15 protein-coding genes and 1 other RNA gene are annotated in these 14,743 nt (G+C 68.6%); 11 read left to right on the forward strand and 5 right to left on the reverse strand.

Going from position 1 to position 14,743, the window contains the following annotated elements; genetic code table 11:
* Window positions 1–197: 197 nt before the first annotated feature.
* On the forward strand, window positions 198–992 hold the full coding sequence (locus tag A3G1_RS0103525) for a tryptophan 2,3-dioxygenase (RefSeq protein WP_245563430.1): 795 nt from the start codon (window positions 198–200) through the stop codon (window positions 990–992).
* 162 nt (window positions 993–1,154) lie between these two features.
* Here the strand turns inward: A3G1_RS0103525 and A3G1_RS0103530 are convergent, their stop codons facing one another.
* Genes A3G1_RS0103530 through A3G1_RS32935 form a run of 3 tightly spaced genes read right to left on the reverse strand, consistent with a single transcriptional unit; the run spans window position 1,155 to window position 4,311 of the window.
* A complete protein-coding gene (locus A3G1_RS0103530; protein ID WP_018348087.1) occupies window positions 1,155–2,114 on the reverse strand; it encodes an N-acetylglucosamine kinase in 960 nt (319 codons plus the stop codon).
* Window positions 2,108–3,337 (reverse strand): family 4 glycosyl hydrolase, encoded by a 1,230-nt coding sequence (locus tag A3G1_RS0103535; RefSeq protein WP_018348088.1) that lies wholly within the window; start codon window positions 3,335–3,337, stop codon window positions 2,108–2,110. Before A3G1_RS0103535 ends, A3G1_RS0103530 begins: the two co-directional genes overlap by 7 nt.
* A complete protein-coding gene (locus A3G1_RS32935; RefSeq protein ID WP_018348089.1) occupies window positions 3,334–4,311 on the reverse strand; it encodes an ROK family protein in 978 nt (325 codons plus the stop codon). Before A3G1_RS32935 ends, A3G1_RS0103535 begins: the two co-directional genes overlap by 4 nt.
* A gap of 391 nt (window positions 4,312–4,702) precedes the next feature.
* On the opposite strand from A3G1_RS32935, the gene A3G1_RS0103545 reads away from it, so the two are divergent.
* The 10 genes from A3G1_RS0103545 to A3G1_RS0103585 all read left to right on the forward strand — a co-directional run bounded on the left by A3G1_RS0103545 (window position 4,703) and on the right by A3G1_RS0103585 (window position 13,130).
* Window positions 4,703–5,212, forward strand: a complete 510-nt coding sequence (locus A3G1_RS0103545) for a PadR family transcriptional regulator (protein ID WP_026211779.1) — start codon at window positions 4,703–4,705, stop codon at window positions 5,210–5,212.
* Between the two features lie 257 nt (window positions 5,213–5,469).
* Entirely contained in the window at window positions 5,470–6,594 is a 1,125-nt protein-coding gene (gene prfB, locus A3G1_RS0103550) for a peptide chain release factor 2 (protein ID WP_018348091.1), read from the forward strand.
* A gap of 15 nt (window positions 6,595–6,609) precedes the next feature.
* On the forward strand, window positions 6,610–7,290 hold the full coding sequence (gene ftsE / locus A3G1_RS0103555) for a cell division ATP-binding protein FtsE (RefSeq protein ID WP_018348092.1): 681 nt from the start codon (window positions 6,610–6,612) through the stop codon (window positions 7,288–7,290).
* A 16-nt stretch (window positions 7,291–7,306) separates the two neighbouring features.
* Entirely contained in the window at window positions 7,307–8,182 is an 876-nt protein-coding gene (gene ftsX / locus A3G1_RS0103560; protein WP_018348093.1) for a permease-like cell division protein FtsX, read from the forward strand.
* Window positions 8,183–8,495: 313 nt separating this feature from the next.
* Complete coding sequence (locus tag A3G1_RS0103565) at window positions 8,496–9,749, forward strand: M23 family metallopeptidase (RefSeq protein ID WP_040477326.1); 1,254 nt, start codon at window positions 8,496–8,498, stop codon at window positions 9,747–9,749.
* Window positions 9,750–9,821: 72 nt separating this feature from the next.
* Window positions 9,822–10,298 carry an SsrA-binding protein SmpB gene (smpB, locus tag A3G1_RS0103570; RefSeq protein WP_018348095.1) on the forward strand — a complete coding sequence of 159 codons (477 nt, stop codon included), beginning with the start codon at window positions 9,822–9,824 and terminating at the stop codon, window positions 10,296–10,298.
* Between the two features lie 63 nt (window positions 10,299–10,361).
* Window positions 10,362–10,733, forward strand: a transfer-messenger RNA (tmRNA) gene (ssrA, locus tag A3G1_RS39400).
* A 302-nt stretch (window positions 10,734–11,035) separates the two neighbouring features.
* Window positions 11,036–11,410, forward strand: coding sequence for a hypothetical protein (locus tag A3G1_RS38060; RefSeq protein ID WP_018348096.1), 375 nt, complete (start codon window positions 11,036–11,038; stop codon window positions 11,408–11,410).
* 63 nt (window positions 11,411–11,473) lie between these two features.
* Complete coding sequence (locus A3G1_RS0103580; RefSeq protein WP_040477327.1) at window positions 11,474–12,154, forward strand: response regulator transcription factor; 681 nt, start codon at window positions 11,474–11,476, stop codon at window positions 12,152–12,154.
* Entirely contained in the window at window positions 12,147–13,130 is a 984-nt protein-coding gene (locus A3G1_RS0103585) for a sensor histidine kinase (RefSeq protein WP_018348098.1), read from the forward strand. Before A3G1_RS0103580 ends, A3G1_RS0103585 begins: the two co-directional genes overlap by 8 nt.
* Here A3G1_RS0103585 and A3G1_RS32945 read toward each other — a convergent pair.
* Together A3G1_RS32945 and A3G1_RS0103595 are read right to left on the reverse strand one after the other, a co-directional pair.
* A complete protein-coding gene (locus A3G1_RS32945) occupies window positions 13,127–13,876 on the reverse strand; it encodes an S-methyl-5'-thioadenosine phosphorylase (RefSeq protein ID WP_083936714.1) in 750 nt (249 codons plus the stop codon). The two genes, A3G1_RS0103585 and A3G1_RS32945, sit on opposite strands and share 4 nt — an antisense overlap.
* Before the next feature lie 50 nt (window positions 13,877–13,926).
* Window positions 13,927–14,733 carry a MetQ/NlpA family ABC transporter substrate-binding protein gene (locus A3G1_RS0103595; RefSeq protein ID WP_018348100.1) on the reverse strand — a complete coding sequence of 269 codons (807 nt, stop codon included), beginning with the start codon at window positions 14,731–14,733 and terminating at the stop codon, window positions 13,927–13,929.
* Window positions 14,734–14,743: the final 10 nt, after the last annotated feature.

Consider the following 14,743-nt stretch of genomic DNA (forward strand, 5'->3'; position numbering starts at 1 on the left):
GGCTGAGCATGAACGGGCAGCTACCGACCGCGACACCGGTCACAGTGGACGAACCCCGCCCGGCACCCCAGTGGCCGGCCCCACACCCGGGATTCCGCCCGGCAAAACCCAGCAAAACCCGCCAAACACTAAGATCATCAGGGTGTACTCTGAGCCGGCCGCCGCACCGGGCCCGATATAGCGGTACCGTGACGGTCGTGACCACAGAGACATACCCTTCGTTCGGCGAGCAGGGCGGCCGCCTCACCTACGGCAGCTACCTGCGCGTGCCGGAGCTGCTGGAACTCCAGATCCCCGAGTCGAAGCCCCCGGCCCACGACGAACTGCTCTTCATCACCATCCACCAGGTGTACGAGCTGTGGTTCAAGCTGGTCCTGCACGAACTCGACAACGCGCGCGACCGCATGCTGGCCGGCGAGTCCTACCTGCCGCGCGTCCGGCTCGAGCGCACCCAGTCGATCATGCGGGTCCTGGTCGGCCAGGTCGACGTGATCGACACGATGACGCCCCAGGACTTCCTCTCCTTCCGGGAGAAGCTCGCCCCGGCCTCCGGCTTCCAGTCGGTGCAGTTCCGTGAGGTCGAGTTCCTGTCCGGCCTCAAGGACCCCGGCTACCTCGAACGCTTCCGCGGGCTGACCCCCGCCGAGGAGGAGCGGCTGCGCGCCCGGCTCGCCGAGCCGAGCCTCTGGGACGGGTACCTCGCGCTCCTCGCCCACCACGGCTTCGACGTGACCAGCGAGGACAGCCGCGAGACCGCGCTCAAGCAGATCGCCAACGACCGCGAGAAGTACGGCCCGCTGTGGGACCTCGCCGAGGCCCTCGTCGCCCACGACCAGTCCCTCGCGCTGTGGCGCTCCCGCCACGTCCTGATGGCCGAACGCCAGATCGGCACCAAGCCGGGCACGGGCGGCAGCGCGGGCGGCCGCTACCTCCGCAGCCGCATCGAACTCCGGTGCTACCCCGAGCTATGGTCCCTCCGCTCGGCTCTTTGAGGTGCCGGCCCGCTGAGCGAAAATCTGAGCTGCGCAACGCGAAAGCCCGTGTACAACCAGTACACGGGCTTCCGCGTTGCTTGTCAGATTTCCGATCAGCGGGCCACCGCGCGTTAGATCAAGAGCGCAGATCAAGAGCATCATTTTGTACTGGTGACGGGGCTACGCGCCGCCCAGCGTGAAGTGCCCCCGCAGCGTGGCGTAGGCATCGTTCTCAGCATCCAGTGCGTCCAGCGCCCACAGGGCCGCGCCGAGCACCGGGGGAGCGGTCACGATCACGGGGGTCGCGCCGACCGGCAAACCGGCTCGGATGCCGGTGACCAGGAGGCGGGGTTCTGACTGGAGGACGCCTCCGCCGAGTACCACATCATGATCTTGAAGTTGGAGGGCTGTGGCCGCGACGCGCGCCTGGGCTAGGACCTCCTCGATCTGGCGGTCCACCCATGACAGCGCGACCGGATCTCCCGCGTCGGCCACGGTGAACAGGACCGGGGCGAGTTCGGGCAGGCGGCCGGGGTCGATCTCGCCGAGGTGGACGCTGATCGCCACCGCGCGGGCCGTCGGGCGGCCGAAGTGGGCCGCGACCGCCCCGGTCAGCGCGGTCGGCTCGCCCCGGCCCTCCTCGCCGCGGACTGCGGACCACAGCGCCATCCGGGCCAGGTGGTGCCCGCCGCCCCAGTCGCCGGACAGCTCACCCAGCGCCGGGAAACGGAAAGTGCGGCCGTCGGCTGCCACGCCGACGCAGTTCGTGCCGGCCCCGCACACCACCGCGACGGCACCCTTCTTCGTCGTACCGGCCCTGAGCAGCGCGAACGTGTCGTTGTCCAGCCGGATCTCCGCCGCCCACCCGGCCCTGGCCGCGCCATCGTTCAGCGTCGCGATCTCGTGTGGCAGGTCGGCGCCGGCCAGGTACAGCTCGGCCCGGTCGAGCGTGACGCCGGCCTGGGCCGTCGCCTCGGTGACGAGCTTGTCCAGGTACGCGATCGAGCCGTCGAAACCCAGGTGGAACGGCGAGGACCCGCCGCCGCGCACCCTGGCCAGCACCCGGCCTGCCGTGTCGCCGACCAGGACCTCGGTCTTCGAGTTGCCGCCGTCGACGGCGACGTAGTGCCGGACTACCACGGCAGGTGCCTGTCCTTCAGGATCGACGCCGTGAGCTGCTCGGCGAGCGCGTGCTGGCCGACGAGCGGGTGGGCGAGCAGCGCCCGGTACACCCGGTCGGCCCCGCCGAGGGTCGCGGCCAGCACGGCCAGCTCCTCGTACGCCGAGGTGTGCGCGACCAGGCCGGCCAGCTCCGGGGCGAGCGGCCTGACCGGCAGCGGCACGGCGCCGTTCGCGTCGACGGAACACATGGTCTCGATGACGGCGTCGTCCGGCAGGAAAGGCAGTGCACCGTTGTTGCGGACATTTGCCGAATGGATGCCCGGAGTCTCCCCGGTCAGCGCGGTAATCAGGCCGACGGCGGCCTCGGAGTAGAAAGCGCCGCCACGCTTGGCGAGCAATTCGGGCTTCGTATCCAATTTGGGGTCTGCATACATTTTCAGTAGTTCCGCCTCGATTGCGGCGACTTTCTGCCCGCGGGTTTCCGCACCCCGTTCCTCGGCGACGACTTCGTCGTGCTGATAGAAGTAGCGCAGGTAGTAGGACGGCACGTTGCCGAGCTGGGTGAGCACCTTCTCCGGCAGCATCAGCTCGGCGGCCAGCTCCGGCAGGTGGTCAGACAGCAGCTCCGGCAGCCGGTCCACCCCGTCGACGTAGGCAGCGCGTTCCCAGGTCAGATGGTTGAGCCCGACGTGGTCGAGCAGCACGGCCTCCGGCTCGACGCCGAGCAGCCGGGCGAAGCGCCGCTGGAACCCGATGGCCACGTTGCACAGCCCGACCGCGTTGTGCCCGGCGTCGAGCAGCGCCCGGGTCACGATGCCGGTCGGGTTGGTGAAGTCCACGATGACCGCGTTGTCCGGAGCCTGCCGGGCCACGTCGAGGACCACCGGTACCGTCCGCAGCGCCTTGGCCAGCCCGCCGGCCCCGGTCGTCTCCTGCCCGACGCAGCCGCACTCCAGCGGGAACGTCTCGTCGGTGATCCTGGCTTCCTGCCCGCCGACCCTGAGCTGGACGATGACCACGTCAGCCCCGTCCAGGCCCTCCTCGAGGCTCGTCGTCCAGCTCACCTTGCCCGCGTGGCCGTACCTGGCGAAGATCCGGCCGCCGAACGGGCCGATCATGTCCAGCCGGCCGGCGGCCGGGTCGACCAGCGCCAGCTCGCTGACACTCGTGCTCAGCCGGGCGAAACCGTCGATCAGCTCCGGGCTGTACGTCGACCCGCCGCCGATCACCGCGACCTTCATGCGTTCTCTCCTCGCGTCACTCGCTGCTCGTACTCCCAGCCCCCGGCCAGGCTCCCGCCCGGCCCCGGGCCCGTGTTCCCGCCTCGCGCATCCGGGTCCGCCTTGTTCGCGTTCGTGCCGTGCCCGCCCAGTGCCGGGCTCTCGCCCTGGATCAGCCGGTGCCGGACGGCGGTCAGTGCGGCGCTGACCGCGCCGCGGAGTACCGGGTCGCCGTCCACGTGGGACAGCGCGACCGGTACGGCGAACGGCCTGCCGCTCAGCTCTGCCTCGACCGCCCGGCGCAGCTCCTCGCCGCCGCGCCTGGCCAGCCGGCCGGCCAGCACGATCCGGGGCGGGTCGAGCACGGCCACGATCGCGACCAGCGCCGTGGCGACGCGCCGGGCAACCTCCACGATGGGCAGTCCGTCCGTCGCGGTGCCGCCGAGCATGTCCTGGAGTGCCCCGGTACCGACCGGGAGGTACCCGATCTCCCCGGCCCCACCCGAAGCCCCCCGCAGCAGCTCGCCCCCGAGGTCGATGGCGAGCCCGAGCCCGGCGTCCAGCCACAGCAGGGTGAACGGCCCGTTCTGGTACTCGCGCTCGGCGACAGCCGCCAGGTTCACGTCGTTGTCCACGTCGAGCGGGCAGCCGGCCAGTGCCCGCAGCCGGTCGGCCACGCCGGGCCCTGACCAGCCGGGCAGGTCGATATGCCGGATCTCCCCGGATGCCGGGTCGTACGAGCCGGGCACGGCGAGCTGAATGTGCTGTACGGACAGTGAGGACAGTGCGCGCTCGATCACATCCACTGTGAACTGCTGCCGCGTCTGTCCAGTGAGGTCGCTCACCTCCACGGCCACACCGGACGGTCCGACGGAGATGCCCGCCACGTGTGCGGCGTCGGGGTTGGGGGCGTAGATCTCGGCGTTCGGGCCGGGCCTGCCGGTCTCGTGGCCGGTGACGACGGCCAGCCCGGAGCCCACCAGACTGCGGAGCATCTCCGAGGCGGTCGGCTTGGAAAAGCCTGTCAATTCCCGCAAATCGCCCCGGGTGAGCCGGCCCTCCGCGAGAAGATGGCGCAGGGCCGCCCCCTCGTTCAGCGCCCTCAGATGGCGGGATGTCGCCATATAGCACCCCAGTAATAGTTAGTAAGACTGACTGACAATAACACCCGGCCGGGGTACCTGACTATGGCCGTCGATCTGTGCTCCGAACCGGCCTCCTGCGCTAAATGTCGGAAAAGGTTCCCTCATTACTGAGAGATGACGGCATTGGAATCCGAATGTGATCTTGCGAGCATCCGATTTGGACCGACTATCACTTCACTGTCTGTAATGGATTTCGCGCGTTGGCTGGATTTTCGCAGCTCAGAGCTGCACCATATGAGGTATGGCAGAAACTAGCCTTAATGCGACAGCCGCAGCCCTGTTGGGACTGCTACACGATGGACCGATGACCGGCGGCCAGCTCATGGCCGAGGCGGAGCGTCGACTGGGTGCCTACTGGACGATGACTCGTTCACAGGTGTACCGCGAGCTCCCGGTCCTGGCCGAGCGGGGTTATCTGACCCTCGGCAAGCCTGGCCCGCGTTCGAGCCAGCCTTACAAGATCACGGCCAAGGGCAAGAAGGAGTTCGGCAAGTGGCTCACCGAGCCCGCCGGGCGTGACCAGGTGCGTAACCCGGTCGTGCTCCGGACGGCGTTCAGCAGCCTCATGCCGAAGGCCGAGAAGCAGGACATGTACACCGAGGCCGTCACCTACCACAACACCGCCCTCAACGAGGTGCGCGAGGCAGCCAGGGAGGCCAAGAAGAGCGGCGACGAGTCGACCGCGACAGCGCTCGAGTTCGCCGTCGGTTACCACAAGGCCGTTCTGGCCTGGCTCAAGACGGCCGGCTGATCCAGCCTTCCGTCCGCAAGCCGGACCACGGGTCGTACCACTGCTGTCCGCCACTGAGCCGAGGTTCCCAACGGCTCAGCGGTGGCTGACACAGGCGGCACCCGCCGCCCGGTCCGACCCGGGACCCAACCAGACCGGGACGCGCGGGCCGGCCCTCCCCAGGGCCGGCCCGCCTACCGTTTCCGCCCCTCTCGCCATGAATGCCCCTTCCCAGTACCCGTCCGGCGGATTTCCCGCGGTGGCCGTACCCTGGGACGGTGACAACCACGCTGGAACTCGCCGAGGCCATCAAGGATCTCGACGGCAAGCTGCGCAGCATCGAGGCAGTCCTGGACGTAGCCAAGCTCCGTAAGGACAAGGCCGGCCTGGAGGAGGCGGCCTCCGCGCCGGACCTCTGGGACGACCAGGCGCGCGCCCAGCAGGTCACGTCGAGGCTGTCGTACGTCAACAGCGAGATCAACCGGGTCGAGGGCCTGCGCGGCCGGGTCGACGACGCGAGCCTGCTGCTGGAGCTGGCCGAGGCCGAGGACGACCCGTCGGCGCTGACCGACGTCGCCGAGGAGATCACCAAGCTCCGCAAGTCGATCGACGAGCTGGAGGTCCGCACCCTGCTGTCCGGCGACTACGACGCCCGTGAGGCGCTGGTCTCCGTCCGGTCGGGCGCCGGTGGCGTGGACGCCGCCGACTTCGCCGAGATGCTCCTGCGCATGTACCTGCGCTGGGCCGAGCGGCACGGCTACCCGACCGAGGTCTACGACACCTCCTACGCCGAGGAGGCCGGCCTCAAGTCCGCGACGTTCGCGGTCAAGGTCCCCTACGCCTACGGCACCCTGTCCGTCGAGGCCGGCACACACCGGCTGGTCCGGATCAGCCCGTTCGACAACCAGGGCCGGCGTCAGACGAGCTTCGCCGCGATCGAGGTCGTGCCGGTCGTCGAGCAGACCGACGACATCGAGATCCCCGAGGACGAGATCCGCGTCGACGTGTACCGGGCTTCGGGCCCCGGCGGCCAGGGCGTCAACACGACCGACTCCGCCGTCCGGCTGACCCACATCCCGACGAACATCGTGGTGTCCTGCCAGAACGAGCGTTCCCAGCTCCAGAACAAGGCGACGGCGATGGTCGTCCTCAAGGCGAAGCTGCTCGCGCGCAAGCAGGCCGAGGAAGCCGCCAAGATCGACGCGCTCCGGGGTGACGTGGCCGGCTCGTGGGGCGACCAGATGCGCTCCTACGTCCTGCACCCGTACCAGATGGTGAAGGACCTGCGCACGGAGCACGAGACGGGCAATCCGACCGCCGTGCTCGACGGGGACATCGATGGGTTCATCGAGGCCGGAATCCGCTGGCGCAAACAGCGCGAGCGGGCAGCCTCAGAATCGTGACGTAGACTGCCCGACGTGATCCGGCTTGAGCACGTTACGAAGACGTATCCGAAGGCGAGCAGGCCGTCGATCGAAGACGCGACAGTCTCGATCGAGAAGGGCGAGTTCGTCTTCTTCATCGGACCGACCGGCTCCGGCAAGTCCACGATCGTCAAGCTGATGCTGCGTGAGATCACCCCGACCAAGGGGAAGGTCTTCGTCAACGGCAAGGACATCACGAGCATCCGGCCGTGGAAGGTGGCGAACTTCCGCCGCTCGATCGGCTGCGTGTTCCAGGACTTCCGGCTCCTGCCGAACCGGACGGCCTTCGAGAATGTCGCCTTCGCCCTGGAGGTCATCGGCAAGACCAAGTCCGTGGCCCGCCGGGTGGTGCCCGAGGTGCTGGAACTGGTCGGTCTCGGCGGCAAGGAGCACCGGTTCCCGCACGAGCTGTCGGGTGGTGAGCAGCAGCGCGTGGCGGTGGCGAGGGCCTTCGTCAACCGGCCGCTGATCCTGCTGGCCGACGAGCCCACCGGAAACCTGGACCCGGACACGTCGATCGAGATCATGCGCCTGCTCGACCGGATCAACCGGACCGGCACGACGATCGTGATGGTCACCCACGACTCGAACATCGTGAACCAGATGCGGCGCCGGGTCATCGAGGTCGACGGGGGTCGCATCGTGCGCGACCAGGCCCGCGGCGTGTACGGCTGAGGACGAGAGGTAATCGATGCGTGCCAAATACGTCCTCGCCGAGGTCATGGTCGGCCTCTGGCGGAACGTGACGATGACGATCGCCATGATCCTGACCATGGCGGTGTCACTGACCCTGCTGGGTGTCAGCCTCCTGGCGGTGTGGAAAGTCGACGACATGAAGGAGTACTTCCACCACAACGTGGAAGTCTCGATCTTCCTGAAGAAGGACGCGACGCAGGACCAGCGCGACGGCCTGCGCGACCTGCTGAAGAAGGACGACCTGGTCGCCTCCGCGTCCTACGAGAGCAAGGAAGTCGCCTACCAGCGGTTCAAGCAGCAGTTCAAGGACGTTCCCGAGCTGATCAACTCGACCCCGCCGGACGCGATCCCGGACTCCTACCGGATCAAGCTCAAGGACTCCGAGAAGACCGACCAGCTCATCGCCGGCTACCGCGACAAGCCAGGCGTGGACACCATCGTCGACCAGCGCAAACTGCTCGACAAGCTGTTCAAGTTCATCGTCGGTGGTCAGAAACTCGCACTGGGCTTCGCGGCGCTGGTCGGCCTGGCGGCACTGCTGCTCGTCGGGAACACGATCCAAGTCGCGGCATACAGCAAACGGCGTGAGGTCTCGATCATGCGCCTGGTCGGCGCGTCCAACTGGTTCATCCAGGCACCGTTCGTGCTGGAGGCGGCGTTCGCCGGCGTCATCGGCGCGGTCCTCGCCTGGCTGATGCTGGTCGTCGGCAAGATATTCGTCCTGGACAGCGCGACGAAGTCGATCGCTTCGCTGATCTCACCGTTCCAGTGGGGCGACATCTGGATGATGCTGCCGCTGCTGGCCGCGGTGGCTGGGGTGGTCAACGCGATCGTCGGATGGATAACCCTGCGCTTCTACATCAAGGTCTAGGTAGTGCCGACCCGCTGAGAACGAATCTGGACTGCGCAGCGAGCCCTCCCACGTACAACACCGGTACGAGGGAGGGCTCGCTGCTTGCCAGATCCGCCCTCAGCGGGCCACCTCGCCTTAGATCAAGAGCGAAGATCAAGATCAAGGGCGTCATCTTGTACCCGTGCCGGGGCTGGGCGGGTGGCCGGCGGTAAATCCGCAGCTCAGCTGGCTTCGCGGCACGGTTGCTGTGGTTGCCGATGTTGGGGCGTTTGTCCAAGATCGGTAATAGTCCTCCCGTAATCTGGCTGTACGCGGGGGGACGGGGCTGACGATGCGACGTTCGGTGATGCTGCTGGTGGTGATGCTCGGGGCCGGGCTGGCAGTCCCGGCGTACGCCGACCCGGAGGCCGACCGGGAGCGGGTCGCAGCGCAGCTCGCCGAGGCGGGGGCGGTTCTCGAAGGCGCGACGGACCGGGCTCGTGAAGCTGCCCAGCAGCACGCCGCGGCCACGGCTCAGCTTCCGGCGGCCCAGGCCGCGGCGGCCGAGGCGCGCGGGATCGCAGCCGCGGCCTCAGCCGACTCCGAAGCTGCCCGCCGCGAAGCCGACCAGGCCCGGGGGGTGTACCAGCGGGCGACGGCCGCCTACGAGCAAGCCGCGAAGGAAGTCACCGACGCGCGTACCCAGGTGGCCACGTTCGCGAGCGCCGTGCACCAGGGCGGAGGCGTGCTGACGGTCAACACGCTGCTGGCCGCGAGGGATCCCCGCGAGCTGACGCACCGGCTGGAGTACCTGGACCAGATCGCCCGGCACAACTCGACCGCGCTGAGCCGGGTCACGTCGGCCCGGATGACGGCCCGGGTGAAGCAGAACGACGCCGACGTCGCCCGGCAGGCTGCCGAGGGTAAGGAGAAGGTGGCGGCCGAGAAGCTGGCGGTCGCCCAGCGCGCCGAGCGGGACGCGGACAACCGGGCGGCCGTTGCCCAGCAGCTCGTCGAGAAGCAGCAGCAGGCGATGCGGATCGCGAACGAGGAGAAGGACGCGAGCCTCGCCAGGTACGCGGAGTTGCAGGCTGAGAGCCAGCGCCTGGAACAGCTGCTCCGGGAGATCGCCGCGACCCCGGTCGCCCAGCCGGTACCGGAGGCTCCGGCGGCGGCACCGCCAGCGCCGTCAGGCGCCTACTTCCCGATGCCGGTACGCAACGCGTGGAAGTCCTCCGACTTCGGCTCGCGGTTCGACCCCTTCTACCACGTCTGGCAGCTCCACGCCGGCGTCGACTTCGCCGCTTCGGGTGGCGAGCCGATCTACGCGGTGGCCGACGGCCGGGTGGTGCAGGCCGGCTGGAACGGCGGGTACGGCAAGTACACGTGTGTCGCGCACGGCCAGTACGACGGCCGGGGCCTGGCGACCTGCTACGCGCACCAGTCCACGATCCTGGTCGACCACGGGCAGAACGTGCGCGCCGGGCAGGTCATCGGCCGGATCGGCACGACGGGAGCCTCGACAGGCGACCATCTCCATTTCGAGGTACGCCTGAACGGCGCGCCCGTGCAGCCGCTGGACTTCCTGCCGCCCTGCCTCTGCTGATATCCAGTCCTGGAATCCGGGGCACCGGGGATACCATTGGCCGGTTGTTCTCAGGAGGGAAAGGGCCGGTTCATGCCGAAGGAGCAGGGGCGCAAAGTCGTCTCGACCAACCGCAAGGCGCGGCATGACTACGCCATCCTCGACACCTTCGAGGCTGGCATCGCCCTGATGGGTACCGAGGTCAAGTCGCTCCGCCTGGGCCGGGCCTCGCTGGCCGACGCCTTCGCCGACTTCTCCGGCACCGAGCTGTACCTGCACGGGCTGCACATCCCGGAGTACGCGATGGGCACCTGGACCAACCACGCGCCGCGCCGGACCCGCAAGCTCCTCATGCACAAGCAGGAGCTGATCAAGCTGCACAACAAGGTCCAGGACGCCGGCGTCACCCTCGTGCCGCTGTCGATGTACTTCGAGAACGGCTGGTGCAAGGTCGAGCTGGGCCTGGCCAGGGGTAAGAAGTCCTGGGACAAGCGGCAGGACATCGCGACCCGCGACGCCAACCGCGAGATCCAGCGGGTGATGGGCCGCCGCAACAAGGGCATGGGCTGACACGGCTTAACCGGCGTGACAGCCCTCCGGGGCGCGCGCTAGGCTGGTGGCACAACACCATAAGGGGATGACTGGTTTCGACTTCGTGCACTGCGTCAGGGGAAGCGAGTCGAGGAAGCCAACGTTGGCTCGTTAATCATCGTTGGAAACCAACAAGCGCCGACTCTAAGCGCTCGCAGTTCGCTCTCGCTGCCTAAGCGATAGTGACTGCTGTCGGCCTAGGATCGCCTTCGACCTAGGTACCGGCATCAGCTAGAAGGCTCACCAAAGGAGCCCGGTGACGGGGCTCTCGCGGGACACCAAACAGTTACTGGGCCCGTCGTGCCAACTCGCTCACGTGATTGGCAGGGTCAAGCAGGGACACAGTGAGCTGCACTCGGAGAAGCCCTGATTATGTGACGAAGGACCCGGGTTCGATTCCCGGCATCTCCACTGGTCTCACTCTGCTCGCCCCTTTGGGGCTTCGCGGGGTGGAGACGCATGCTAGTCCGGGGGACTTCCCCCGTACCCCCGTGTGGCCTGGCCACGCGGGGGTTTTTGCTTTGTGTGCCGCTTGCGGTGGGGGCTCGCCGGGCTGCGCCGGCATCGGGCGGCTCGTCGCCCTTGGGGTGACATCGTGGTTTATGGGGCGTTTGTGTTGTCTGAGTGGTTGGGTGCCAAGGTTTCGGTCGGGCTCTAGACAGTGCGCGGTCGTGCCGTCACTGTTAGTGAAGACTTCATCGCCGGGGAGGTGTGCGATGGCCCTCAGCACGCGGCAGACCGGGTTGCTGGAAACCGCTCGACTCTACGAGCAGGCCCTGGCGGGGCAGGCGCCCGCCGCTCGGCTCGGTGTCCTGCTGGGGGAGGTCCGGCGGGCGCTGGCCGGGCACGATGACCTCGGTGAGCTGCTGGACGCGGCTCCGCATCTGGCGCGGCGGCTGCGGGCGCTGGCGACCGAGCACGCGAGGTTGCAGCGGCAGCTCGACTCGCTGACCGTACGGCTCGCGCAGGGCGTGGGGAAGCGGTTCGCGAAGGACTCGGCGGAGCTGCTGCGCGGGCTGCGGGTACATCAGCGGCGGGGGGCCGAGCTGTTGCACGCCGCGTACACGCTGGATCTGGGTGGAGAGACCTGAGCAAACCTAACGGTCCGCGAACGAGGGCCCTCGGGTGGCGTGGCGTGGCCCTAGGCTCGGGGTATGCGAGTGCTGGTCGTGGACGATGATCCGACCGTCAGTGACGTGGTCCGCCGGTACCTGGAGCGTGCCGGGCTGGAGGTGACGCTGGCGGCGGACGGTTCTGGTGCGCTGGCCGCCGCGAAGCAGGCCCGGCCCGACCTGGTCGTGCTGGACCTGATGCTGCCCGGGATCAGCGGGATCGAGGTGGCGAAGCGGCTCCGCCGGGACAGCGACGTACCGATCATCATGCTGACGGCGCTCGGCGAGGAGTCCGACCGGATCATCGGCCTGACCACCGGGGCCGACGACTATGTGACCAAGCCGTTCTCGCCCCGGGAGCTCGTGCTGCGGGTGCAGTCGGTGCTGCGGCGGACGGCACCGGTGGAGGTGGCCGCCGAGTCGCTGGCCGAGGGCGAGCTGACGGTCGACGTGTCCGGGCGGCAGGCGTGGCTGCGGGGCGAGGAGCTGGCGCTGACGGTACGCGAGTTCGACCTGCTCGTGTTCTTCATGCGGCACGCCGGGCGTGCGTTCCGGCGGGGCGAGCTGCTGGAGCAGGTGTGGGGCTGGAAGTTCGGCGACCAGTCCACTGTGACCGTCCACGTGCGGCGGCTGCGGGAGAAGATCGAGCCCGACCCGGCCAGCCCGGTGCTGTTGCAGACGGTGTGGGGCGTCGGGTACCGGTGGGGGCCCGCTCGTGCGTGATGTGCTGTTCACGTTCCTGATGGCGCTGGCCGGGTCGCTGGCGGTCGGTGGCGTGGGCGCGCTCGTGCTCCGGCGGCTGAGGGGCCGGTCGTTCACCGTGTACGTGTGCGTGCTGCTCGGGGTCGTGGTGCTGTCCGTGGCGGCCGGGGTGCTGGGCGCGGCGTACGAGATGTTCATTTCGGCGCATGACCTGCACGTGCTGCTGATCGTGATCGGTACGGCGGGGGCTGTGGCGCTGGGGGTCGCTGTGTGGCAGGGGCGCCGGCTGGCCGCCGAGTCGATGTGGACGGCGCAGGCCGAGGCGACGCGCAGGGAACTGGTGGCGTGGGTGAGCCACGACCTGCGGACACCGCTGGCCGGGATGCGGGCGATGGCCGAGGCGCTGGAGGACGGGATCATCGACGATCCGGCGACTGTGACGGAGTACCACCGAAGGATCAGGACCGAAACGGACCGGATGGCGGGGTTGGTCGATGATCTGCTGGAGCTGTCCCGCATCAACGCTGGGGCGCTGCGGCTGACACTGTCCACAGTGGCCATCGGGGACCTGGTGTCCGATGCCATCGCGGGGAGTGAACCTGTGGCTGCTGCTCAGCATGTGCGCCTGATCGCGGCGCGGGGCGACTGGCCGGCGGCGGTGGGCAGTGAGCCGGAGCTGTCGCGCGTGCTGTCCAACCTGCTGATGAACGCCATCCGGCACACCCCGGAGGACGGGTCGGTGACGATCACGGGTGGGAAGGATGGCGACGGTGCCTGGTTCGCGGTGACGGACTCGTGTGGCGGGATTCCGCAGGAGGATCTGCCGAGAGTGTTCGAGGTGGCGTTCCGGGGCGAGCAGGCCCGGACCCCGGGGGGCGGGGCCGGGCTGGGGCTCGCGATCGTGCGCGGGCTGGTCGAAGCCCAGCACGGGCACGTGGGCGTGGTGAACGTGGGCGGTGGCTGCCGGTTCGAGGTGCGGCTGCCGGTGCCCGGTTAGCAGGTGTGGGCGTCGGTCCAGGTGGTGACGGCGCGGAGGATGAGGGCCTTCATGCGCTCGGTGTTCTCGGCGAAGACCCGGAAGACCTCTTCCTGGGTTACCGACTCACCTGCGGACACGCCAGCGTCGTGGTCGGTGACGAGCGCGACGGAGGTGTAGCAGATCCCCAGCTCGCGGGCGAGGATCGCCTCGGGCATGCCGGTCATGTTGATGATCGTGCCGCCCTGGGCCGCGTACCACTGGGACTCGGCGCGGGTGGAGAACCGCTGGCCCTCGATGACGACCATCGTGCCGCCGTCGACGACCGGGAAGTCGGCGGCCTGGAGGACCGCCGCGCGGCCGGCCGGGCAGTACGGGTCGCCGAAGCTGGTGTGGTGTGCGCCCTCGTCGAAGAACGTGCCTGCGCGGCTGGTGGTGCGGTCGACGAGCTGGTCGGGGATGACGAAGGTACCGGGCCCGTGGTCCGGTCGCAGGCCACCGACCGCGCACGGGGCGAGGATCCGGCGCACCCCGAGGCTGTGCAGGGCCCAGAGGTTGGCCCGGTACGGGATCTTGTGCGGCGGGTACCGGTGGTCGCGGCCGTGCCGGGGCAGGAAGGCGACCGGGCGGCCCGCGACGGTACCGGTGACGACCGGGTCGGAGGGCCTGCCGTACGGCGTGTCGATGTCGTGCTCGGTGAGCTCGCCGTCGATCAGGGAGTACAGGCCGGAGCCGCCGATCACGGCGACCTCAGGGGTAGTCGTCATGCTGCACAGGGTAGACGGCGGCACCCGTGCGGGTACCGCCGTCTGACCGGTTAGAAGGCCGGGATGACCGAGCCCGCGTACTTGTCCTCGATGAACTTCTTCGTCTCCGGCGACTGGAGCAGCTTGACCAGCTTCTGGATCGCCGGGTCGTTCTCCTTGCCCTGCTTGACGACCAGCAGGTTCGCGTACGGGTTGTCCTTGCCGGACTCCAGCGCCAGCGCGTCCTTCGACGGCTTGAGCTTGGCCTCGATGGCGTAGTTCCCGTTGATCACCGCCAGGTCGACGTCGTCGAGCGAACGGGGGAGCTGCGCGGCCTCGATCGCCTTGAACTTGAGCTTCTTCGGGTTCTCCGCGATGTCCTTCTCGGTGCTCGCGCCCTCCTTGAGCGTGACCAGCTTGTTCGCGGCGAGGAGCTTGAGCGCCCGGCCGCCGTTGGTGGCGTCGGCGGGGATGGCGACCGTCGCGCCCTCCGGCAGCTCGGTGAGGGACTTGACCTTCTTCGAGTACGCGCCGAGCGGCTCGATGTGCACGGCACCGGCCGAGGCCAGCTTGACGCCGCGCTTGGCGGAGAAGTCGTCCAGGTACGGCTTGTGCTGGAAGAAGTTGGCCTGGATGTCGCCGGCGTCGAGCGCGACGTTCGGCTGCACGTAGTCGGTGAACTCCTTGATCGTGATCTTCAGGCCGTTCTTCTCCGCCAGGTTGTCCTTGACGAAGGTCAGGATCTCGGCGTGCGGCACGGGGGACGCGCCGATCAGCAGCTGGCCGGAGCTCTTCTTGTCGTCCGAGCCGCAAGCGGCCAGGCCGGTGGTGACGAGAGCGGCGGCCAGGAGACCGGTGATGATGCGACGACGGGACATTGTGCTTCCT

The organism is Longispora albida DSM 44784, from assembly GCF_000379825.1.
Lineage (GTDB): Bacteria > Actinomycetota > Actinomycetes > Mycobacteriales > Micromonosporaceae > Longispora > Longispora albida.

What these genes read in the sequence shown, in the direction of transcription:
- A3G1_RS32935 (WP_018348089.1), bottom strand. Translation starts at nt 4,311, where the DNA reads ATGCTCCGCAGTCTGGTGGGCTCCGGGCTGGCCGTCGTCACCGGCCAC.
- smpB (WP_018348095.1), top strand. Translation starts at nt 9,822, where the DNA reads ATGCCGAAGGAGCAGGGGCGCAAAGTCGTCTCGACCAACCGCAAGGCG.
- A3G1_RS0103545 (WP_026211779.1), top strand. Translation starts at nt 4,703, where the DNA reads ATGGCAGAAACTAGCCTTAATGCGACAGCCGCAGCCCTGTTGGGACTG.
- A3G1_RS0103535 (WP_018348088.1), bottom strand. Translation starts at nt 3,337, where the DNA reads ATGAAGGTCGCGGTGATCGGCGGCGGGTCGACGTACAGCCCGGAGCTG.
- A3G1_RS38060 (WP_018348096.1), top strand. Translation starts at nt 11,036, where the DNA reads ATGGCCCTCAGCACGCGGCAGACCGGGTTGCTGGAAACCGCTCGACTC.
- A3G1_RS0103595 (WP_018348100.1), bottom strand. Translation starts at nt 14,733, where the DNA reads ATGTCCCGTCGTCGCATCATCACCGGTCTCCTGGCCGCCGCTCTCGTC.
- A3G1_RS32945 (WP_083936714.1), bottom strand. Translation starts at nt 13,876, where the DNA reads ATGACGACTACCCCTGAGGTCGCCGTGATCGGCGGCTCCGGCCTGTAC.
- A3G1_RS0103580 (WP_040477327.1), top strand. Translation starts at nt 11,474, where the DNA reads ATGCGAGTGCTGGTCGTGGACGATGATCCGACCGTCAGTGACGTGGTC.
- A3G1_RS0103565 (WP_040477326.1), top strand. Translation starts at nt 8,496, where the DNA reads ATGCGACGTTCGGTGATGCTGCTGGTGGTGATGCTCGGGGCCGGGCTG.
- ftsX (WP_018348093.1), top strand. Translation starts at nt 7,307, where the DNA reads ATGCGTGCCAAATACGTCCTCGCCGAGGTCATGGTCGGCCTCTGGCGG.